Here is a 21967-nt window from a genome sequence, read left to right as displayed (position 1 = left end):
GGTGCGTTCTCGCCCCCGCCGCCCCTTCCCGTCCCGCCCCCGGGGGCCAGACCTCCAGCCCCCTGTCGGCGCTTGGCGCCTCGTCCTCGAACTCCCTCGCCGGGGGGACCCCTGGGACGGGCTGAGTCACTTGACCGGCGTCGTCTCTTCACGGGCCGGGTGTCCGGGAGCGGAACCCCCGGTGAGGGCCGGGGCACGCAGGGCCGCCACCTCCGCCCGGAGGGCGCGGACCTCGTCCGTGAGGGTGCGGATCGCCTCCGTCTGCTCGCGTTCCTCCACGTCGTCCTTCTCGAACCGCTCGATGAACCACGCGGCGATGTTCGCGGTGACGACACCCAGCAGCGCGATCCCGGACAGCATCAGCCCGACCGCGATCAGCCGCCCGAGCCCCGTGGTCGGCGCGTGATCGCCGTACCCTACGGTCGTCATCGTCGTGAAGGACCACCACAGCGCGTCATCCAGCGACCGGATGTTCCCCTCCGGCGACTCCCGCTCGACCGACAGCACCGCGAGCGAGCCGAAGATCAGCAGCCCCAGCACCGAGCCCGCGACGTACGTCGTCAGCTGGACCTGCGAGGCCATCCGGGCCCGCTGTCCCACCAGCAGCAGGGTCGACACCAGCCGCAGCAGTCTGAGCGGCTGGATCAGCGGCAGCAGTACCGCGCACAGGTCCAGCCAGTGCGTGCGGACGAACGCCCACCGCTGCTCGGCCAGCACCAGCCGGACCACGTAGTCCACGGCGAAGGCCGCCCACACCCCCCACTCGATCCAGGTGCACGCGGACCTCAGCGACGGCCGGCCGAGCCGTACACGATGGGCACGGCGTAGGCGGCGGCGAACACCACGGCCAGCGCCAGCAGCGGCCGCTGCGTCCGCCGCTCCCATCGATCCTGTGCCGATTGTTGGTCCATCCCCGCATCGTAAAGAACGCGTAAGGGCGGCGGAGTCATCGGGCTCCGCCGCCCCTCGGTCACTCCGTCGGGGGAGCCGCTACGCGTCGCCGCCCGCCGCCCCCGGGTCGGCCGAGGCCACGTCCAGCAACTGGTAGCGGTCGATGGCCTGCTTCAGCGCCGACCGGTCGACCTTGCCCTGCTTGGCCAGCTCGGTCAGCACCGCCAGGACCACCGACTGGGCGTCGATGTGGAAGAAGCGGCGCGCGGCCCCACGGGTGTCCGCGAAGCCGAAGCCGTCCGCGCCCAGCGACTGGTACGGCCCCGGCACCCAGCGCGCGATCTGGTCCGGCACCGACCGCATCCAGTCGGAGACGGCCACGAACGGTCCCTGGGCCCCGCCGAGCTTGCGCGTCACGTACGGCACGCGCTGCTCCTCCTCCGGGTGCAGCAGGTTGTGCCGCTCGACGTCGACGGCCTCGCGCCGCAGCTCGTTCCAGGAGGTCGCCGACCAGACGTCGGCCCGTACGTTCCACTCCTCGGCGAGGATCCGCTGGGCCTCCACGGCCCAGGGGACGGCCACGCCCGAGGCGAGGATCTGCGCCGGGATCGACCCCGAGGTGCCCTCGCTGAAGCGGTGGACGCCCTTGAGGATGCCCTCCACGTCCACGTCCTCCGGCTCGGCCGGGTGCTGGATCGGCTCGTTGTAGACGGTGAGGTAGTAGAAGACGTCCTCGCTGTCGGGGCCGTACATCCGGCGCAGACCGTCCTTGACGATGTGCGCGATCTCGAAGCCGAACGCCGGGTCGTACGCCACACAGCCCGGGTTCGTCGAGGCGAGCAGCTGGGAGTGTCCGTCGGCGTGCTGGAGGCCCTCGCCGGTCAGCGTCGTACGGCCGGCGGTCGCACCCAGCACGAAACCGCGCGCCAGCTGGTCCGCCATCTGCCAGAACTGGTCGCCGGTGCGCTGGAAACCGAACATCGAGTAGAAGACGTACACCGGGATGAGCGGCTCGCCGTGCGTGGCGTACGCCGAACCGGCCGCGATCAGCGAGGCCGTGCAGCCCGCCTCGGAGATGCCGTCGTGCAGCATCTGCCCGGTCGGGGACTCCTTGTACGCGAGCAGCAGCTCACGGTCGACCGACTCGTACTGCTGGCCCAGCGGGTTGTAGATCTTCGCGCTCGGGAAGAACGAGTCCATGCCGAACGTGCGGTACTCGTCCGGCGCGATCAGCACGAACCGCCTGCCGATCTCCTTGTCCCGCATGAGGTCCTTGAGGAGCCGCACGAAGGCCATGGTCGTGGCGATGGACTGCTGGCCGGAGCCCTTCTTCACACTCGCGTACGTCTTCTCGTCGGGCAGCGCCAGCGGCTGGGCGCGCACGACGCGGGTCGGGACGTACCCGCCGAGCCCCTTGCGCCGGTCGTGCATGTACTGGATCTCCTCGGAGTCGCGCCCCGGGTGGTAGTACGGCGGCGCGCCGCCCTCCAGCTCCTTGTCGGAGATGGGGAGGTGGAGCCGGTCGCGGAAGCCCTTGAGGTCGTCGACCGTCAGCTTCTTCATCTGGTGCGTGGCGTTGCGGCCCTCGAAGTTGGGGCCCAGGGTCCAGCCCTTGACCGTCTTCGCCAGGATGACCGTCGGCTGACCGGTGTGCTCCACGGCCGCCTTGAACGCCGCGTAGATCTTCCGGTGGTCGTGACCGCCGCGGCCCAGGTGCAGGATCTGGTCGTCGGTCATGCCCTCGACCATGGCGCGCAGCCGCTGGTCGTCACCGAAGAAGTGGTCGCGGATGTACGCGCCGGACTCGGTGGCGTAGGTCTGGAACTGGCCGTCCGGGGTGGTGTTCATCCTGTTGACGAGGGTGCCGTCGCGGTCCTGCGCGAGCAGCGGGTCCCAGGTGCGGTCCCAGATCAGCTTGATCACGTTCCAGCCGGCGCCCCGGAAGACCGACTCCAGTTCCTGGATGACCTTGCCGTTGCCACGTACCGGCCCGTCCAGACGCTGGAGGTTGCAGTTGACGACGAAGGTCAGGTTGTCCAGGCCCTCGCGCGCGGCGATGGTCAGCTGGCCGAGCGACTCCGGCTCGTCCATCTCGCCGTCGCCGAGGAAGGCCCACACGTGCGACTTCGACGTGTCGGCGATCCCGCGCGCGTGCATGTAGCGGTTCATCCGCGCCTGGTAGATCGCGCCGATGGGCCCGAGGCCCATGGACACGGTCGGGAACTCCCAGAAGTCCGGCATCAGCCGCGGGTGCGGGTACGAGGACAGGCCGTGCGGCGCCTTCGACCTCTCCTGGCGGAACGCGTCGAGGTTCTGCTCGCTCAGCCGGTCGAGCATGAACGCGCGCGCGTAGATGCCGGGGGAGGCGTGGCCCTGGAAGAAGACCTGGTCACCGCCGTCGCCCTCGTCCTTGCCGCGGAAGAAGTGGTTGAAGCCCACGTCGTACAGCGACGCCGAGGAGGCGAAGGTGGCGATGTGGCCGCCGACGCCGATCCCCGGCCGCTGCGCGCGCGAGACCATCACCGCGGCGTTCCAGCGGGTCGCGTTGAGGATCTTCCGCTCGATCTCCTCGTTGCCCGGGAAGAACGGCTCGGCCCGGGTGGGAATGGTGTTGACGTAGTCCGTGCTGCGCATCTCGGGCACGGCCACGCGCTTCTCGCGGGCCCGCTCGATCAGGCGCAGCATGAGGTAGCGGGCCCGCTCCCGGCCGCGCTCGTCGACGGCGGCGTCGAGGGAGTCGAGCCACTCCTGGGTCTCCTCGGGATCGAAGTCAGGAACCTGACTCGGAAGGCCGCCAATGATGATCGGGTTGCGATCGGATCCGGAAGCCACGCTGTTCCTTACCTGTCAGAGGGGCTGTGGGGCTGTGGGGGTGTGCGTCGGGCTGTCTGCGGGGCTGGACGTGCCGTACGTTCTCCCGTACCTGCATCGCCCCCATCGTGTACCTAGGGGCCGCAAACGTCATCTCTACCCCGAGGTAACCGGCACTCGTTCGAGTCTCGTACCCTTGGGTGGTTCTCAAATACGCAAACGGGGCAGATAGGTGTGGTGCACGTCACCTTCTTTTTGCCTCGCGTGCCAGGAGTTGCGCCGACACCGCCAGGATCGTCACCGTTTCGGCGGTCCGAACCGCCGGGTACTTGCGCGATCCGTCCCGTCCGTGTGGACTACGGCCAATGCTTCGCGCACGCGCGTGGCTGAGTTATTCCCGAAACATGATCAGGAGGCAACCCGTGAGCGCGACCGCGGACCACGCGGAGGAGCGGACGAGCCCTGCCGTCAGGCTGGGGTTCCAGCCCGAGCAGGTGGTCCAGGAGATCGGCTACGACGACGACGTCGATCAGGAGCTCCGCGAGTCCATCGAGGAAGTCATCGGCAGCGACCTGGTGGATGAGGACTACGACGACGTTGCAGACGCCGTGGTGCTCTGGTTCCGCGACGAGGACGGCGACCTGACGGATGCGCTGGTGGACGCCACCACGTACATCGAAGAAGGCGGCTCGATCCTCCTCCTGACGCCGAAGACCGGCCGGACGGGGTACGTGGAACCGAGTGACATCTCCGAAGCCGCGACGACGGCGGGTCTGTCGGCCAGCAAGAGCGTCAGCGTGGGCAAGGACTGGAGTGGCAGCCGGCTGGTGACGCCCAAGGCCGCCAAGTCCAAGAAGTGACCGCGTCCAGGAAGTGACCTCGTCGAGGTAGCGGAAAACCGCAACAAACCCCTCTCATCACCTGTGGACGGGCCGATCCCGCATCGGCCCGTCCACAGGTGCGTCGTGGCCGCTGCGTAGGGTGGTTCCCGGCGTTGCGGGGGTGTTCTCACCCGAATGCCGCAACCGGTTCCGGCGAAGCCCCAGAAAGGGTTCTACGACGATGGCGATCCAGGTCGGCGACAAGGCCCCCGACTTCGAGCTCAAGGACAACCACGGCCGGTCCGTGAAGCTGTCCGACTTCCGCGGCAGCAAGAACGTCGTCCTGCTGTTCTACCCCTTCGCCTTCACCGGTGTGTGCACCGGCGAACTGTGCGAGGTGCGCGACAACCTGCCGAAGTTCTCCGACCGCGACACCCAGGTGCTCGCCGTCTCCAACGACTCCATCCACACCCTGCGCGTCTTCGCCGAGCAGGAAGGCCTGGACTACCCGCTGCTGAGCGACTTCTGGCCGCACGGCGAGGTCTCCCGCGCCTACGAGGTCTTCGCCGAGGACAAGGGCTGCGCGGTGCGCGGCACCTTCGTCATCGACAAGGAGGGCGTCGTGCGCTGGACCGTCGTCAACGCGCTGCCGGACGCCCGCGACCTCGGTGCGTACGTCTCGGCACTCGACGCGCTCTGAGCCCGGCCGTCACCGGCGTTCCCGGCAGGCCCCGCAGCCCCGCATCGGGTGCCGGCTCGTGGCCGACACCCCGTGATTCTTCGGCTCCAGGGCCTGCGGGGTGCGGGAACCCCTCACTAGGATCGAATCGTTGATCCGATATCCGACGCACTACGGGGCTCCCCGCCCCTGGACACCAATGGAGGACTCGTGGGAGTCAGCCTCAGCAAGGGCGGCAACGTTTCGCTGACCAAGGAGGCCCCGGGCCTGACCGCGGTCATCGTCGGTCTGGGGTGGGACGTCCGCACCACGACCGGTACCGACTTCGACCTGGACGCCAGCGCGCTGCTGCTGAACAGCTCGGGCAAGGTCGCCAGCGACGCCAACTTCGTCTTCTTCAACAACCTCAAGAGCGCCGACGGCTCCGTCGAGCACACCGGCGACAACATCACCGGTGAGGGCGAGGGCGACGACGAGCAGATCAAGGTCAACCTCGCCGCCGTACCCGCGGAGGTCGAGAAGATCGTCTTCCCGGTCTCGATCTACGACGCCGAGAACCGCCAGCAGTCCTTCGGCCAGGTGCGCAACGCGTTCATCCGCGTCGTGAACCAGGCCGGCGAGGCGGAGATCGCCCGGTACGACCTCAGTGAGGACGCCTCGACGGAGACCGCCATGGTCTTCGGCGAGCTGTACCGGCACGGCGCGGAGTGGAAGTTCCGCGCCATCGGCCAGGGGTACGCCTCGGGCCTGCGTGGCATCGCGCAGGACTTCGGCGTCAACGTCTGAGCCGACCCCTGAGAGACGCCGTCGTCCATGACGTGACGGCTTTCGTCCGGCGCCGCACCGTTTACGGGCGCGCCGGACGTGCAGGACAACCGAAGAAGCACGACCTAGGGGAGGACCAGCATGGGCGTCACGCTCGCCAAGGGAGGCAACGTCTCCCTGTCCAAGGTCGCGCCGAATCTCACCCAGGTGATGATCGGCCTCGGCTGGGACGCGCGCTCCACCACCGGAGCCCCCTTCGACCTGGATGCCAGCGCGCTGCTGTGCGTCGGCGGACGGGTCATGGGTGACGAGTGGTTCGTGTTCTACAACCAGCTCAAGAGCCCCGACGGCTCGGTGGAGCACACCGGCGACAACCTCACCGGTGAGGGCGACGGAGACGACGAGTCGCTCATCGTCGACCTCGCCACGGTGCCCGCCCAGTGCGACAAGATCGTCTTCCCCGTCTCCATCCACCTGGCCGACGAGCGCGGCCAGACGTTCGGCCAGGTCAGCAACGCGTTCATCCGCGTCGTGAACCAGGCCGACGGCCAGGAACTCGCTCGGTACGACCTCAGCGAGGACGCTTCGACCGAGACGGCGATGATCTTCGGCGAGCTCTACCGCTACCAGGGCGAGTGGAAGTTCCGTGCGGTGGGCCAGGGGTACGCGTCGGGACTGCGGGGGATCGCTCTAGACTTCGGAGTCAACGTTTCGTAAAGCCGCGTACGGCGCGGGGGAAACCCTCCCCCAGGTTTCGCTTGGGGGGACGGGGACCCAGAGACAGGATTGGGTAGCCAGTGGTTCTGAAAACCTTCGGGTGGTCGTTCGCGGTCACCGCGCTCGGCCTCGTCGCTGCGGTGTTCTACGGGGGGTGGACCGCTTTCGGTGTCGTGGCGATCCTGTCCATCCTCGAGATCTCGCTCTCCTTCGACAACGCAGTAGTCAACGCCGGAATCCTGAAGAAGATGAATGCCTTCTGGCAGAAGATCTTCCTCACCATCGGCATCCTGATCGCCGTCTTCGGCATGCGTCTGGTCTTCCCGGTCGTGATCGTCGCGATCAGCGCCCAGCTCGGGCCGATCGAGGCCGTCGACCTCGCCCTGACCGACAAGGACCGCTACCAGGAACTGGTCACCGACGCGCACCCCGCGATCGCGGCCTTCGGCGGCATGTTCCTGTTGATGATCTTCCTTGACTTCATCTTCGAGGACCGGGACATCAAGTGGCTCGGCTGGCTGGAGCGCCCGCTGGCCAAGCTGGGCAAGGTCGACATGCTGTCGGTCTGCATCGCCCTGATCGTCCTGCTGGTCACCTCGATGACCTTCGCCACCCACGCCCACCTGCACGCCGGGCCCGCGGACAAGGCCGAGACCGTCCTGCTCTCCGGCATCGGCGGCCTGATCACGTACATGGTGGTCGGTGGCCTCTCCGGCTACTTCGAGGGCAAGCTCGAGGAAGAGGAGGAGCGCGAGCACGAGGCGGAGGAAGAGGCCGCGCGGACCGGCCGGAAGAAGCCCCCGATCGTCCTGGCCGGCCAGGCCGCCTTCTTCATGTTCCTCTACCTCGAGGTCCTGGACGCGTCGTTCTCCTTCGACGGTGTGATCGGCGCCTTCGCCATCACCAACGACATCGTGCTGATGGCTCTCGGCCTCGGTATCGGCGCCATGTACGTCCGGTCGCTCACGGTCTACCTGGTCCGCCAGGGCACCCTCGACGACTACGTCTACCTGGAGCACGGCGCGCACTACGCGATCGGCGCCCTCGCGGTGATCCTGCTCGTCACCATCCAGTACGAGATCAGCGAGATCATCACCGGCATGGTCGGTGTGGTCCTGATCGGCTGGTCCTTCTGGTCCTCCGTGCGCCGCAACCGCGCGCTGGCAGCGGCAGAGGGAGAAGCGGGCTCGGACGACAAGACCGAGGTGCAGTCCGGGGTGTGATCAGCTTCCCGGTGAGGAACGCTCTGAGCGGGGCGGCCGTCGAGGACGAGTCCTCGGGGCCGTCCCGCCCGGTCGTTTCCGGGGGACTGTGCGGACAGGCGTTTTTCGGGCGTGGAACTTGGGGGCGGTAATGGGCTTCTTCGACGGACTCCGGCCCGGTCGGGCCGCCGACTTCGACTCGGGCAGTGCGGCGAGCAACGCGATAGAACTGACCAAACGGCACAGCCAGGTCTCGCTCACCAAGCAGGACGCCGCCACCGGGCACCTGCGCATCAACCTGGCGTGGCGGATGCGCACCTCCGACTTCGGCGGCAACCCGCGGGAGAGCCTGCTGCGCCACCCCTTGAAGGCGCTGCGCCCGCCGGAGGTCGTCGGACACAGCCAGAGCATGGTCAACGTCGACCTCGACCTGGGCTGCCTGTACGAACTGGCGGACGGGACGAAGGGCGTCGTCCAGCCGCTGGGCGGCCTGCTGGGCGAGATCAACGCGCCGCCGTTCGTGAAGCTGAGCGGTGACGACCGGTTCGGGTCGGCGTCCGGTGAGACGATCTACGTCAATCTCGACCACCGGGAATCCATCAAGCGACTGCTGGTCTTCGTCTACATCTACGACCAGACGCCGGCCTTCGACCGTACGCACGCGATCGTCACGCTCTACCCGAGCAACGGGCCGCGCATCGAGATAGGCCTCGACGAGCGGCACCCCCAGGCCCGCTCATGCGCGGTGGTGATGATCGAGAACGTGAAGGGGGAGATGCTGGTCCGGCGCGAGGTGCGGTTCGTCTACGGCTTCCAGGGCGAGCTGGACCGGTTGTACGGGTGGGGCCTGCAGTGGGGGCGCGGCTACAAGACGAAGGCCGAACGCTAGCTCCCGGCCGCCCCTGCCGTCCTCACGAGCCGGACAAGCCGTACCGGCCTCACCGCTCTCACCGGCCTCACCGCCCGCGCCGCTCTTACCGGCCGATGAACTGCGGCCCCTGCGGCGGCATACGGAACTCCGCGGCGGGGGCCGACCCGGCCGGGGCCGCGTCCGGATAGCCGTAGCCGTAGGTCGGCAGGGACGGCGGGAAGCCGTAGGCCGCGGGCTGCTGGGGGACGCCGGCCGTGGGCTGCTCCGGTGGCAGCGGCTGGGAGAGGCTGGGGGTGGAGCCGGCGTCGGCGGCGGCCTCCTCCGACTCGTCGACGGAGATGCCGAAGTCCGTGGCGAGGCCCTTGAGGCCGTTGGAGTAGCCCTCACCGAGCGCGCGGAACTTCCAGCCCTCCCCGCGGCGGTACAGCTCCCCGCAGATCAGCGCGGTCTCCTCGCCGGTCTCCGGACGGATGTCGAAGGTGGCCAGCGGCTCACCCGCGGCGGCCGCGGCGTCGTACAGCAGGATGCTGAGGGAACGTACGCGGTCGAAGGCGGCGCCGTCCGCCGAAGCGACCAGGAGAATCTGGCTGACGTCGGACTCGACACCGGCCAGGTCTGTCTGGATCGTGTCGGTGAGGCCCTCGGCGCCGGGCTTCTTGCCGAGCCGCCAGACCTTCCCGGAGGGGTGCCGGGGCTGGTTGTAGAAGACGAAGTCCTCGTCGGATCGCACACGACCCTCGGGGCCGAGGAGCAGCGCGGAGGCGTCGATGTCCGGGACCCCCTGCCCGGGTGTCCAGCGCAGCACGGCCCGCACAGTGGTGGCCTTCAGCGGGACGTTCGACCCCTTCAGCATCGCGTGCGTCATGCGCTCATCCTGCCCTCTCGGTTCTGCTCACGACAATGCGGGTACACGGCAACAGGCACTCCCGTAGCGGACGATGCCGGGTCGTACCGGGTTGTGCCGTTCTGCGTTACCTGAAATTCATGACCGGTGGGAACCCAGGACATGGGTCTCTACGTACTATTACCGGCCACCTCTTGCCGAAATCCACCCGCCCGACCTGCACCCCAGGGGAGATATATGCGTCATTTCGGGCACCTAGCCCCTGAGGTGCGCCAGCGCCTGTTCCACCGGGAGCCGTGCGCGTTCGACGCGGACTCGCCCGCCCGGGTGCTGTCCGCCGCTCTCGGGGCCACGCTCTACAGCCCGGCCACCCGGCCCCGGCTGGCCGAGGACATCCTGAAGCAGGCCGGGCGTGGCGTGGTGTCCATGGTGCTGTGCCTGGAGGACTCCATCGGTGACGAGGACGTGGCGGAGGGCGAGGAGAACCTCGTCCGCCAGTTCACGGACCTGGCCGTCCGCCCCGGCGTGGAGCTGCCGCTGCTGTTCATCCGCATCCGCACCCCGGAGCAGATCCCGGACCTGGTCCGGCGCCTCGGCCCGGCCGTGCGGCTGCTCAGCGGGTTCGTGTTCCCGAAGTTCACCGAGGAACGCGGCATCCCCTTCCTGGAGGCCCTGGCCGGCGCCGAGCTGACGAGCGGCCGGCGGCTGTTCGGCATGCCCGTCCTGGAGACGCCCGAGCTGATGTACCGCGAGTCGCGGGTGGACGCCCTGGAGGGCATCGCCCGCGCCGTCGAGAAGTACCGCAGCCGCGTCCTCGCGCTGCGCCTCGGCGTCACCGACTTCTGCTCGTCGTACGGCCTGCGCAGGGCGCCCGACATGACCGCCTACGACGTCCAGATCGTCGCCTCGGTGATCGCCGACGTGGTGAACATGCTGGGGCGGGCCGACGGCACCGGGTTCACGGTGACCGGGCCGGTCTGGGAGTACTTCCGGGTCCCCGAGCGCATGTTCAAGCCGATGCTGCGGCACAGCCCCTTCCTGGAGGGACAGGCCGTCGAGCTGCGTGAGAAACTGATCGAACACGCGATGGACGGACTGCTGCGCGAGATCTCCCTCGATCACGCCAACGGCCTGCTGGGCAAGACCTGCATCCACCCCTCGCACGTACCGGCCGTGCACGCGCTGTCCGTGGTCAGCCACGAGGAGTACGGCGACGCGACGGACATCCTGCGGCCGGAGCGCGGCGGCGGGGGCGTGCTGAGATCGGCGTACACGAACAAGATGAACGAGGTGAAGCCGCACCGGGCCTGGGCCGAGCGGACGATGCTGCGGGCCGAGGTCTTCGGGGTCGCGCGCGAGGACGTCAGCTTCGTCGACCTGCTCGCCGCGGGCATCCCCGGCTGAACCTCCGCACCACCACCGCCACCGGCATCACCACCGCCACCGGCATCACCACCGCCACCGGCATCACAGCACCACCGGAACGAACCGCACCACCGGAACGAACCGCACCACCGGAACGAACCGCACCACCGGAACGAACCGCACCACGGAACCACCCTCCTCACGACATAGGGACGCATGAACAAGGCAGTGAACGACGGGGTCTGGTCCGGGAGCTGGGTCGCCGAGCGGCTCGGGGTCCGGCTCGTGGGCGACGACAAGCTGACCGGCCTGCTCGGGCTGGCCCTGCGCCGCAACCCCAGGCGGGCCCACCTGCTCGTCTCGAACGTGCTGGGCAAGCACGTGCCCCAGTCGCCGTCCGTGGTGTACGGCCACGGCCTCGCCCTGGGCCGCCGGGTGGGCGAGCTGCTCGGCGCCGAGGCCGCCGAGGCCGTCGTCCTCGGGTACGCGGAGACGGCCACCGGCCTCGGCCACTCCGTCGCCGACGGCGTCGGCCGGGCGCCCTATCTGCACTCCACCCGGCGCCCCGTCCCCGGCGTCGTCCCGGCGGGCGGCTTCGAGGAGTCCCACTCGCACGCCACCTCCCACCTGCTGCTGCCGGAGGACCCGGCGCTGCTCGTCGGGGACGGTCCGCTGGTGCTCGTCGACGACGAGTTCTCCACCGGCAACACCGTCCTGAACACCATCCGCGACCTGCACGAGCGCTACCCGCGCCGCCGGTACGTCGTCGTCGCCCTGGTCGACATGCGCTCCCCGGCCGACGCGGGCCGCCTGGAGGCCTTCGCCCGCGAGATCGACGCCCGCGTCGACCTCGTGACGGCGGCCTCGGGCACGGTCCGGCTCCCGGAGGGGGTGCTGGAGAAGGGCCAGGAGCTGGTCGCACGGCACGAGCCGGTCATGGCGGACTCCGGGGAGCCCGCCACCGGCCGCGTCACACGGGTCGACCTCCGCTGGCCCCGCGGCCTCCCCGACGGCGGCCGGCACGGCTTCACCCCGCAGCACCGGGTCCGGCTGGAGGGTGCCCTGCCCGCGATGGCGGCGCGGCTCGCCGAGGCCCTGCCCGAGGGCGCACGCCGTGTGCACGTCCTCGGCTTCGAGGAGCTGATGTACGCCCCCCTGCGGCTCGCCGGTGAGCTGGAGCAGGTCACCGCCGCCGAGGTGCGCTTCTCCACCACCACCCGGTCACCCGTCCTCGCGGTCGACGACCCGGGCTACGCGATACGCAGCCGGATCGTCTTCCCCGCCCACGACGATCCGGCCGACGGCCCCGGCGAGCGCTACGCCTACAACGTCGCGGGCGCCGGCTTCGACGCCGTCGTGGCCGTCGTCGACTCCGCCGCCGACACCCCCGCGCTGCACGCCCCCGGCGGCCTCCTGGACCGGCTCGCCGCGCACACCCCGCACGTCGTCCTCGCGGTCGTGCCCTCGTACGTCCCCGAGCCGCTGTACGTACCCGAAAGGTCCGCCATGCTGCCCGACCCCCTCCGTGGTCCCGACTTCTCCTCGTACGCGCCGGAGGAGGTCGGCTGGCTGCTCCAGGACCTCTCGGACGTGACGCTGGAGGCGCCGACCGAGGAGCGCGAGGAGGCCATCCAGAGCGGCGGCGCACATTACGCGGAGTCGCTGCCGGTGGAGTACCAGCCCAGCGAGCACTACCAGGAGCTGTTCCACGCGGCCCTGGAGACGTCCGCCGCCCGGCTGGCGCAGGCGGTCGGCGCCGTGACGGAACTGGTGATCGCCGAGCGGTCCCCGCGGCCGGTGCTCGTCTCGCTGGCCCGCGCCGGCACCCCGGTCGGTGTGCTGATGCGCCGCTGGGCCCAGCACCGGCACGGCCTGGAGCTGCCGCACTACGCGGTGTCGATCGTCCGCGGCCGGGGCATCGACGCCAACGCGCTGCGCTGGCTGGCCGAGCACCACGACCCGGCGGACGTCGTCTTCGTCGACGGCTGGACCGGCAAGGGTGCCATCACCCGGGAACTGGCGGCCGCGGTCGAGGAGTTCGAGGCGGCGGGCGGCGCGACCGGCTTCGACCCGGAGATCGCGGTGCTGGCCGACCCGGGGTCCTGCGTGCGGACGTACGGCACGCGCGAGGACTTCCTGATCCCCTCCGCCTGCCTCAACTCGACGGTGTCCGGTCTGATTTCGCGGACCGTGCTGCGCGCCGACCTGGTCGGCCCGGACGACTTCCACGGCGCGAAGTTCTACCGCGAGCTGGCCGGAGCGGACCTGTCGGTCGCCTTCCTGGACGCGGTCTCGGCCCGCTTCCCCGAGGTCGCGGACGCCGTGGACGCCACGGTGAAGGAGCTGTTGGCCGCGGACCGGGAGCCGACCTGGGAGGGCTGGGCCGCGGTCGAGCGCATCAGCGAGGAGTACGGCATCCACGACGTGAACCTGGTGAAGCCGGGCGTCGGCGAGACCACCCGGGTGCTGCTGCGCCGGGTGCCGTGGAAGATCCTGGCGCGGGCCGGGGCGGGCGCCGACCTGGACCACGTCCGGCTGCTCGCCGGGCAGCGCGGGGTGCCGGTGGAGGAGGTCGGTGATCTGCCGTACACCTGCGTGGGGCTGATCCACCCGCAGTACACGCGCGGCGCGACCGGCTCCGACGGCAAGGCGGTGGCGGTCTGATGCCGGTGCTGGTGGCGAGTGACCTCGACCGTACGCTCATCTACTCCGCGGCGGCCCTCGCGCTGACGATGCCGGACGCCCGGGCGCCCCGGCTGCTCTGCGTGGAGGTGCACGAGAGCCGGCCCCTGTCGTACATGACGGAGACGGCGGCGCAGCTGCTGACCGACCTCGGGGACGCGGCGGTGTTCGTGCCGACGACGACCCGGACCCGCAAGCAGTACCAGCGCATCAGCCTGCCGGGCCCGCCGCCGAAGTACGCGATCTGTGCCAACGGCGGGCATCTGCTGGTCGACGGGGTGTCCGACCCGGACTGGCAGGCCGTGGTGACCGCGCGGCTGGCCGACGAGTGCGCGCCGCTGGCGGAGGTGCAGGCGCACCTGGCGGCCTTCGCCGATCCGCTGTGGCTGCGCAAGGAGCGCATCGCCGAGGAGTTGTTCGCCTACCTGGTGGTGGAGCGCGAGCTGCTGCCCGAGGAGTGGGTGAAGGAGCTGGCGGTCTGGGCGGAGAACCGCGGCTGGACCGTGTCGCTCCAGGGCCGCAAGATCTACGCCGTGCCGAAGCCGCTGACCAAGGGCGCGGCCGTGCGCGAGGTGGCCCGGCGCACCGGCGCCGAGCTGACGCTGGCGGCCGGTGACTCCCTGCTCGACGCCGATCTGCTGCTGGCGTCGGACCGGGGCTGGCGCCCCGGCCACGGCGAGCTGCACGAAGAGGCCTGGACCGCACCGCAGGTCACGGCGCTGCCCGAGCGCGGCGTGCTGGCGGGGGAGCGGATCCTGCGGGAGTTCCTGAAGGGCGTCCGCGAGAGATAGGGCCGGACCGGGCGGACGAGGCCCGGCGTCAGCCGCCAGCAGCCCCCGCCGCAACAGCCCGCCCCCGCCGCCCCCGCCGCCCGCCCCGGGTGCGGGGGCGGAGACCGTGCCGCCGACGGCTACGGTGGACAGGAGTTTGACCGTGTCGTCGTGGCCGGCGGGGCAGTCGGCGGGCGCGGCGGACTCCGCCATGGGACGGCTGAGTTCGAAGGTGTCGCCGCAGGTCCGGCAGCGGTACTCGTAGCGAGGCATGCCGAAAGGTTAATCCCTCTCGGCGCGGACGTCGGTCCCCCTGTTTCGATGGTGTTCACATCTGTCGATTTCCTCATGTGGAGAACTTGCGAAGAGCGCTGGTAATTTGAGGGCGCCGCGATGACCGCGAGGTTGGGGGATTCAGGGTTTGCTGCCGTTCCGACGGCAACCATGTCAGACCCTCGTACGTCTGTACGTCTGCCTACGCGAGCAATACCGAGTGCGGAGGGAGACATAGTGACCCAGGCGGGGCAGGGGGAGGAGCCCCAGGAGCCGGCCGACGCCACCATGCAGTTGAAGGTTCCCGCCTCTTTCAAGGCGGACGAGACCATGCAGCTGCGGGTGCCACCGGAGGGCATACCGGGCAGTGAGGATGATCCCGACATATCGGGTCAATCATCCATATCTGTACCCTCCATATCCGAAGAACGGCGGAAGGGCAGAAAAGCCCCCCGCCCGTCCGTGCGTTCCCGGCTCGCCGCCGCCTTCGGCCCCCGACTGGCACCCCTCGTCGCCGTCCTCGCCCCGTACGTCGCGCGTCTCACGGCCTTCCTCGCCCCGTACGCGCGCCGGCTGCGCCCGCAGTACCCCCGCCCCGGCCGGACCGGCTGGCGCCGCTGGACACCCTCCTGGCGGCAGTCGCTCGGGGGCGTCCTCGCCACCCTGGGCCTGAGCAGCCTCTTCCTGGTCGTCGCCTACGCCGCCACCGACGTCCCGGACGACCTCAACACCTACGCCACCCAGCAGGACAACGTGTACTTCTGGGCCGACGGGACACCCATGGCCCGCACCGGCTGGGTGCAGCGGCAGGCGATGCCGCTCAAGGACATCCCCGAGGACGTCCGCTGGGCCGTTCTCGCCGCCGAGAACGAGAGCTTCTACAGCGACCCCGGCATCTCCTTCAAGGGCATCAGCCGGGCCCTGTTCCGCACCCTCGGCCAGGGCGACACCCAGGGCGGCTCCACGATCACCCAGCAGTACGTCAAGAACGTGTACCTGAACCAGAGCCAGACGGTCCGGCGCAAGTTCACGGAAGCGATGATCGCCCTCAAGCTCGACAACCAGATGAGCAAGGACGACATCCTGGAGGGCTACCTCAACACCAGCTGGTTCGGCCGTGGCACGTACGGCATCCAGCGCGCCGCCCAGGCCTACTACGGCAAGGACGTCAGCGAGCTGAACGCCAGCGAGGCCGCCTTCCTCGCCGCCCTCCTCAAGGGCGCCGGACTCTACGACCCGACCCTGAGCAGCGCCAACCGCGCCCGTGTCGTCGAGCGCTGGACCTGGACCCTGGACCGGATGGTCATCATCGGCAAACTCTCCGAGGCCGAGCGGGCCACGTACAGGAAATTCCCCGAACCGCTCAAGAGCAATCCGATGTACGACACCGGTGAGCAGAGCGACTACCTCGTCGAACTCGCCTCCCAGTACGCCAAGAAGTCCGCGAAGATCGGCGACAAGGACTTCGACCTCGGCGGCTACCAGATCTACACGACCTTCGAGAAGGACCGTGAGACGAAACTCACCGACGCCGTCACCAAGGCCCGCGACAAGGCCCTGAAGGACGACCCGAAGAACGCCGCGACCGCCCACTACGGCGCCGCCTCCGTGGCCGCCGACGGACGGATCCTCGCCGTCTACGGCGGCCCCGACCACCGTACGCAGGGCTACAACGAGTCCAACGCCACCACCGTCCCGGCCGGCTCCGCCTTCCTGCCGTTCGTGTACGCGGCCGGGCTGGAGCACGGCGTCCACAAGACGCGGGACGGCGAGGCCACACCGGTCACCGGGGAGTCCGTCTACGACGGCGACGACGACGTGCCGGTGACCACGCCGGAGGGGCCGTACTGGGACCGCAGCGGCAAGAAGGTCGCGGCCAGCAACGACGACGACAAGTCCTACGGGCCGATCTCCCTGCACCGGGCGTTGGCCCTCTCGGTGAACACGCCGTTCATGCAGCTCGGCATGGACACCGGCCTGGACAAGGTGCGCGACACCGCCGAGGCGGCCGGACTGCTCTCCTCCAGCCTCGGGGCCCAGGTCCCCGGGATGACGCAGGGCAGCTCCACACCGAGCGCCATCCGCATGGCCAGCGGCTACTCCACCTTCGCCGCGGCCGGCAAGCACACCGAGCCGTACTCCGTACGGCGGATCACCCACAACGGCAGCAAGGTCCCGCTGAACCTGCCCAAACCGGCCCGCGCGGTCGGCGCCGACACGGCCGAGGCGGTCACCTCCGCGCTCACCGACTCCTTCCGCACGGCCCACCCCGACGCGGCTCCCGACGGCGTCCAGGTGGCGGGGAAGGCCGGCACCACCCAGGACGACAAGTCCGCCTGGTACGTCGGCACGCACAAGGCGGTCTCCACGGCCGTCGTCGTCTACCGCATCGATCTGGCGAAGAGTCTCGAACCGCTGCCGTTGAAGGGCGTCGACGGCACAGCGGAAGACAGCGTCCCCTACGGCATCTGGTCCAGAGCCATGAGCCCGCTCGGCTGACCCCAGGCCGCACCGCAGTCCCCGAACCCCTCGAGAATGAGCCGATCATGACGCCACCGTCGGGCCGCCGCCGCAAGGCCCGGGCAACGAACCGTCCCGCCGCCGCCCATCCGGGTTTCCTGACCGTGGCGGCCTTCCTCGTCGTCACCTCCCTGCTGGTGGGCTATCTCGTGCTGAGCCGCACGGACAACACCGCACCGACCGCGTCCGCGGGCAAGGGCAAGCAGGCGACGGCGACGGCCGACGAGGAGCCGGAGTGGGACGGCAGGACCAAGGTCCTGGGGGACGGCTCCACCTCGTACACCGGCCCGCAGAAGGGCGGCCTGAAGGCCGTGCCGCTCAAGCCGGGTGAGAAGCCGCCCCAGTTCGTCGTCTTCTCCTGGGACGGCGCCCTGGCCGGCGACGACGGCCTGTTCACCCACTACCGGGAGATGGCCAAGCAGTACGACGCACACATGACCTTCTTCCTCACCGGCATCTACCTGCTGCCCAAGAGCAAGGCCGACCTCTACGAGCCGCCGCAGCACGCCAAGGGCTCGGCGGCGATCAGCTTCCCCACCGACGAGCACGTCCGCACCACGCTGGAGGACCTCGGCAAGGCCTGGGAGGAGGGCAACGAGATCGGCACCCACTTCAACGGCCATTTCTGCGGCGCCAAGGGTGGCGGCGACTGGAGCGTCGAGGAGTGGAAGAGCGAGATCGACCAGTTCTTCGGGTTCGCCGAGAAGTGGAAGACGAACACCGGCTACACCGACATGGACCCGCTGCCCTTCGACATCAGGAAGGCGGTCGTCGGCGGTCGCGCGCCCTGCCTGGAGGGACAGGCCAACCTGCTGAAGGCCGCCAAGAGCTACGGCTGGCGCTACGACGCCAGCTCGGCCGGCGACTTCCAGATCTGGCCCACGAAGAAGGACGGCATCTGGGACTTCCCGCTCCAGATGCTCCCGTACGAGGGTGGCAAGTACCAGGGCCTCTCCATGGACTTCAACTTCCTCTACAACCAGTCCGACGGCGAGACCGAGGGCGACCCGGCCAAGTACCCGCAGTGGCAGCAGGAGACCCTCGACACCTACATGGCCGGCTTCGACCGCGTGTACTACGGCAGCCGGGCCCCGCTGTTCATCGGCAACCACTTCGAGGAGTGGAACGGCGGCATCTACATGAAGGCCGTCGACGAGGTCATCAAAACCGTGTGCGTCAAGAAGGACGTCAAGTGCGTGTCCTTCAAGGAGCTGGCCGACTGGATGGACGTGCAGAAGCCCGCCACGCTGGAACGGCTGCGCACCCTCGACCCGGCCCAGTCGCCGGACTGGGCGACCGTCGTCCAGTAACCGGGTTGACACGCGACGCGGTTGTGCAGTGACGGTCCTATAACTCCCTGGCCCGCCCGGCCGCCCCCCTCTTCACACGGGCCACACATGGCATGCAAAGATGCGCTACCCCGGCATCCAGCCGCCGGGGCAAGAGGGGAAACAACCGTGAAGTCAAGGAAATTGAGCCGTACGCGGCGCCGTGCCGCGATACTCGGGGCGGCCGCCACCTCCGTCGTGGCAGGCGTGGCTCTGCTGCCCAACTGGAGCGCCGGCGCGGCGGTCGTCGACGACCCCAAGGTGGACGCGAAAACCAAGGCCACCTTCCAGCGCCTCGCCGACGCGGTGTTCACCGACCGCACCGAAGCCCTGGTCGACGGTCGGCAGGACGACCGTGGGAAGCCGCTGACCGACGGCTTCTCCGGTGACGTCAAGCTGTCGTCGAAGCAGAACCGCACCGAGGACGCCACCCTGTCCTCGCTGGACCGGCGCAAGGAGCGGCTGGCCCAGCTCGGCGAGAAGTACAGCAAGGGCAGCACCGCCGTCACGCTGGACGCCACGAACGTGCAGGGCCGCAAGGCCAAGGTCGCGGTCACCGAGACCACGACCCTCACCTACGAGAAGGTCCGCGGCGACGAGCCGAAGTCCACCGGGTTCCAGGCCCACCACGAGCTGACGTTCACCGCCGACCGCCACGGCAACTGGCAGCTGACCGGCATCCGCGACACCGACGAGGGCCTCGCGGTGAACCAGACGGCCAGGCCGTCCGTCGCGCCCATGGTGGCGACCACCACCAGCACCACGCCGTCGGCTCCCAAGGCGTCGACCTCGTACCCCGGCCCGGCGAACGCGAAGAACTTCACCGCCGCCGGCCTGGACTACAAGGCGATGGCCACGTACGCCAAGCAGTACTGGTCGAACTACAACTCCGCCTACCCGGACTTCAACGGACAGGGCGCGGGCGGCGACTGCACCAACTTCGTCAGCCAGGCCCTGAAGGCGGGCGGCTGGAAGCACGTCCCCGGCTACGTGTACGACTACACCAGGTGGTTCGGCAACGCCGACATCCAGTCGCACTCGTTCGTCGGCGTCAACGAGTGGTCCTGGTTCGCCCAGAACTCCAAGCGGACGACCAGCCTCGCCAACGTCTACCAGATGGACGTCGGCGACGTCCTCCAGGTCGACTTCGACAAGGACGGCTCCAAGGACCACACCATGATCGTCACGTCCCGCAGCCGGGGCGTCCCGTACCTGACGTACCACTCCACCAACACCTACAGCAGGTCGGTGGCGAGCATCATCGCGTCGTACCCGACCGCCGCGTACTACGCCTACCGCACCTGACCGGTACGGCCCCCGATCAGGGCCCCGACGGGCCCTGATCGGGCCGGGACAGCTCGCGGCGCTCCGCCGGGAACTGCTCCCGCCGCTCACGGTGGCGGTCCCGTTCCTCCGCCAGTCCGGGGTGACGGGCCCGCCAGTAGGGGTTGTCGTGCGGCAGGGCCGATCCGACCCTGCCGTACATCCCGAAGACCAGCAGCAGGATCCCGATCACGAAGCTGAGCATGCAGTTCTGGATCTCGAACGCGAGGAAGTTGTACTCCGTCTCCAGCAGCCCCATGTTCAGGAAGCCGCTGGCCACGAACAGCACCCCGAGGGTCATGTTCAGCGTGGACGCGAAGTTCCCGCCGATCACCATGCCGACGAGCAGCAGCAGGCCGACGGCGATCGACAGCCAGCTGAGCGCGCCGTTGGTGTTGAGGCTCCAGACGGTGTCCCCGCCGGTGTCGAAGAAGCCGATCCGGTCGATGACGCCGAAGATCCCGAAGACCAGCAGCCCGAGGCCCATGAGGCCGGCGCCGATCCGGTAGACCCTGTTCAGCCGGTGATCGACGGGCAGGTGGTCGTCCAGCCTGATCCGCCGCCGAGTTCCCGAGTGCATGAGGTGGGTGGCCATCTCCGCCTCCCTTGGAAGCGCTGGGTGAGCCGAGTCGTACGCACCTCCAATATCCGCCCGGTGCCCGCAGGGGGCAACGGCAGACTCCGGTGCGCGGTGTGCTCAGTGTCCGGCGCCGCGGTCCTCGCGGATACGGTTGACCACGTCGGACACCGTGTGCCGGACGGCCTCCGTCTCGGTCAGGAAGTGCCAGTAGTCCGGGTGGCGGCCCTCCAGCGTGGCGATCGCCCGCTCCAGCCGGGCCACGGCCTCGTCCAGCGGCCGCGCGTCCCGCGGGTCGGGGGTGTGGCGCCCGGCCATCGCCAGCCGCTGCGCGTCCCGGATCGCGAAACGGGTCCGCTCGATCTCCTGCCGCGGGTCCTTCTGCACGGCGTTCAGCCTGGTCAGCCGGTCACCGGCGGCCGAGACCGCCTCGTCGGTGGAGTTCAGCAGGGCCCGCGCCGTCGACAGCAGCGCCGTCGCGTCCGGCCAGCGCTGGGCGTCCCGCGCGCTCTGCGCCTCGGCGAGCTTCGCCTCGGCCTGCCGTACGTGCTCCACGGAGTCGTCGGGGACGTGCTGGAGGTCCTGCCAGCAGGCCGCCGTGAAACGTCGGCGCAGCTCGCTCAGGATCGGCTCGACCTGCCCCGACCGGGTCGTCAGCGCCTGCGCGCGGGTGCGCAGGGACACCAGCCGGTGGTCGATCTCGGCGGCCCTCTCCGGCAGTCGATCGGCCTCGACCCGGACCGCCTGTGCCTCGCGGGAGACCCGCTCGGCCCGCTCCAGGGTCCCCGGCACGCCGTGCTGCCCCGCGCCCTGGTTGAGTTTGGTCAGCTCCGGCGCCAGCGCGGCCAGCCGGGCGGCGAGGTCGTCCGCCCGCAGGCCCGTCTCCCGGACCGCGTCCAGCGCGTTCGACGCGGCCAGCAGGCTCTGGCGGGCCCGCTCCACGGCCGGTGCCAGCCGGGCCAGTTGCGTCTCCGCCTTGCCGAGGAGCGGCCCGAGGCCGTCCGTGAACCGGTCCAGCTCGCCCTTGACGCGGTCCAGTTCGTCCTTCGCCCGGGTCAGCTCGCCGCGCGCCTGCGTGGCGGCGGAGGCCTCCAGGTCGTCCCGGTCCAGGTCATGGGCGTCGACGGCCTGGATGTACTGGTGGCTCGCCTCGTCGATGCGCCGGCCGACGGCCTCGAAGGCGGCGACCGCGCGCCGGGCGGCGGGCGAGTCGTCGACCGCGGTGATCGTCTCGATGGAGATCCGCAGATCCCGCTGGGCGGTGTCCAGTTCGTAGAAGGCGGCCGCGGCGGCGTCCTTCGCGGCCTGCGCCTCCGCCCGCTGGCTCTCCGCCCGCCCGCCGAACCAGCGGCGGGTGCCACCGCCGGCGAACGCGGCGGGCAGCACGGCGACGGCGACGAGGGGAAGGACGGCGAGTGCGAGGACGTCCCCGAGCGCCCGCGGACGCGCGCGCGGTGCCGACGGCGAGTACGGCCGCGCTGGTGTCGCCGTCACATCCCTCTCCCGTGCTGTGGTTCGCCCTGCCCGG

16 protein-coding genes and 2 pseudogenes are annotated in these 21967 nt (G+C 69.8%); 12 read left to right on the top strand and 6 right to left on the bottom strand.

Features of this window, described 5'->3' with window-relative positions; all coding sequences use genetic code 11:
• Window positions 1-126: 126 nt before the first annotated feature.
• A pseudogene (locus BM536_RS24310) lies at window positions 127-911 on the bottom strand (potassium channel family protein).
• Between the two features lie 79 nt (window positions 912-990).
• Entirely contained in the window at window positions 991-3723 is a 2733-nt protein-coding gene (aceE, locus tag BM536_RS24305) for a pyruvate dehydrogenase (acetyl-transferring), homodimeric type (protein WP_073493216.1), read from the bottom strand.
• A 401-nt stretch (window positions 3724-4124) separates the two neighbouring features.
• Between aceE and BM536_RS24300 the strand changes: the two genes are divergently transcribed.
• The 6 genes from BM536_RS24300 (at window position 4125) to BM536_RS24275 (ending at window position 8775) form a co-directional block, all read left to right on the top strand.
• On the top strand, window positions 4125-4562 hold the full coding sequence (locus tag BM536_RS24300; protein WP_167396176.1) for a DUF3052 domain-containing protein: 438 nt from the start codon (window positions 4125-4127) through the stop codon (window positions 4560-4562).
• A gap of 202 nt (window positions 4563-4764) precedes the next feature.
• Window positions 4765-5223: a peroxiredoxin gene (locus tag BM536_RS24295; RefSeq protein ID WP_073493220.1), complete on the top strand. Its 459-nt coding sequence runs from the start codon at window positions 4765-4767 to the stop codon at window positions 5221-5223.
• Window positions 5224-5412: 189 nt separating this feature from the next.
• Entirely contained in the window at window positions 5413-5988 is a 576-nt protein-coding gene (locus BM536_RS24290; protein ID WP_073493221.1) for a calcium homeostasis/redox stress adaptation protein, read from the top strand.
• Window positions 5989-6108: 120 nt separating this feature from the next.
• A complete protein-coding gene (locus tag BM536_RS24285; protein WP_073493223.1) occupies window positions 6109-6684 on the top strand; it encodes a TerD family protein in 576 nt (191 codons plus the stop codon).
• A gap of 80 nt (window positions 6685-6764) precedes the next feature.
• On the top strand, window positions 6765-7907 hold the full coding sequence (locus BM536_RS24280) for a DUF475 domain-containing protein (protein WP_073493225.1): 1143 nt from the start codon (window positions 6765-6767) through the stop codon (window positions 7905-7907).
• Window positions 7908-8037: 130 nt separating this feature from the next.
• Window positions 8038-8775 (top strand): TerD family protein, encoded by a 738-nt coding sequence (locus BM536_RS24275; RefSeq protein ID WP_073493227.1) that lies wholly within the window; start codon window positions 8038-8040, stop codon window positions 8773-8775.
• A gap of 85 nt (window positions 8776-8860) precedes the next feature.
• On the opposite strand, the gene BM536_RS24270 is transcribed toward BM536_RS24275, so the two are convergent.
• On the bottom strand, window positions 8861-9622 hold the full coding sequence (locus BM536_RS24270) for a TerD family protein (protein WP_073493229.1): 762 nt from the start codon (window positions 9620-9622) through the stop codon (window positions 8861-8863).
• A 216-nt stretch (window positions 9623-9838) separates the two neighbouring features.
• Between BM536_RS24270 and BM536_RS24265 the strand changes: the two genes are divergently transcribed.
• From BM536_RS24265 to BM536_RS24255, 3 genes are all read left to right on the top strand, one after another.
• Window positions 9839-11005 carry an HpcH/HpaI aldolase/citrate lyase family protein gene (locus BM536_RS24265; RefSeq protein WP_073493231.1) on the top strand — a complete coding sequence of 389 codons (1167 nt, stop codon included), beginning with the start codon at window positions 9839-9841 and terminating at the stop codon, window positions 11003-11005.
• Window positions 11006-11182: 177 nt separating this feature from the next.
• Window positions 11183-13630: a phosphoribosyltransferase gene (locus BM536_RS24260; RefSeq protein ID WP_094103459.1), complete on the top strand. Its 2448-nt coding sequence runs from the start codon at window positions 11183-11185 to the stop codon at window positions 13628-13630.
• The gene (locus BM536_RS24255) at window positions 13630-14439 is read left to right on the top strand and encodes an HAD family hydrolase (protein WP_094103458.1); all 810 of its coding nucleotides are present in this window, start codon (window positions 13630-13632) and stop codon (window positions 14437-14439) included. The genes BM536_RS24260 and BM536_RS24255 overlap by 1 nt, the downstream gene beginning before the upstream one ends.
• A 38-nt stretch (window positions 14440-14477) precedes the next feature.
• Here the strand turns inward: BM536_RS24255 and BM536_RS24250 are convergent.
• Window positions 14478-14691, bottom strand: a pseudogene (locus BM536_RS24250) (FmdB family zinc ribbon protein); the annotation flags it as partial.
• Between the two features lie 288 nt (window positions 14692-14979).
• On the opposite strand from BM536_RS24250, the gene BM536_RS24245 reads away from it, so the two are divergent.
• From BM536_RS24245 to BM536_RS24235, 3 genes are all read left to right on the top strand, one after another.
• Complete coding sequence (locus BM536_RS24245; RefSeq protein WP_073496066.1) at window positions 14980-17190, top strand: transglycosylase domain-containing protein; 2211 nt, start codon at window positions 14980-14982, stop codon at window positions 17188-17190.
• 47 nt (window positions 17191-17237) lie between these two features.
• A complete protein-coding gene (locus BM536_RS24240; protein WP_073496062.1) occupies window positions 17238-18521 on the top strand; it encodes a polysaccharide deacetylase family protein in 1284 nt (427 codons plus the stop codon).
• 147 nt (window positions 18522-18668) lie between these two features.
• Window positions 18669-19844: an amidase domain-containing protein gene (locus BM536_RS24235; protein ID WP_073496061.1), complete on the top strand. Its 1176-nt coding sequence runs from the start codon at window positions 18669-18671 to the stop codon at window positions 19842-19844.
• Window positions 19845-19860: 16 nt separating this feature from the next.
• On the opposite strand, the gene BM536_RS24230 is transcribed toward BM536_RS24235, so the two are convergent.
• Both BM536_RS24230 and BM536_RS24225 read right to left on the bottom strand, forming a co-directional pair.
• Window positions 19861-20457, bottom strand: coding sequence for a DUF4383 domain-containing protein (locus BM536_RS24230; protein ID WP_073496059.1), 597 nt, complete (start codon window positions 20455-20457; stop codon window positions 19861-19863).
• A gap of 102 nt (window positions 20458-20559) precedes the next feature.
• Window positions 20560-21933: a hypothetical protein gene (locus BM536_RS24225; protein WP_073496057.1), complete on the bottom strand. Its 1374-nt coding sequence runs from the start codon at window positions 21931-21933 to the stop codon at window positions 20560-20562.
• Between the last annotated feature and the right edge of the window lie 34 nt (window positions 21934-21967).

This window comes from Streptomyces phaeoluteigriseus, assembly GCF_001896135.2.
Classification (GTDB): Bacteria; Actinomycetota; Actinomycetes; order Streptomycetales; family Streptomycetaceae; genus Streptomyces; species Streptomyces phaeoluteigriseus.
This window is presented reverse-complemented; position numbering and strand designations above follow the sequence as displayed.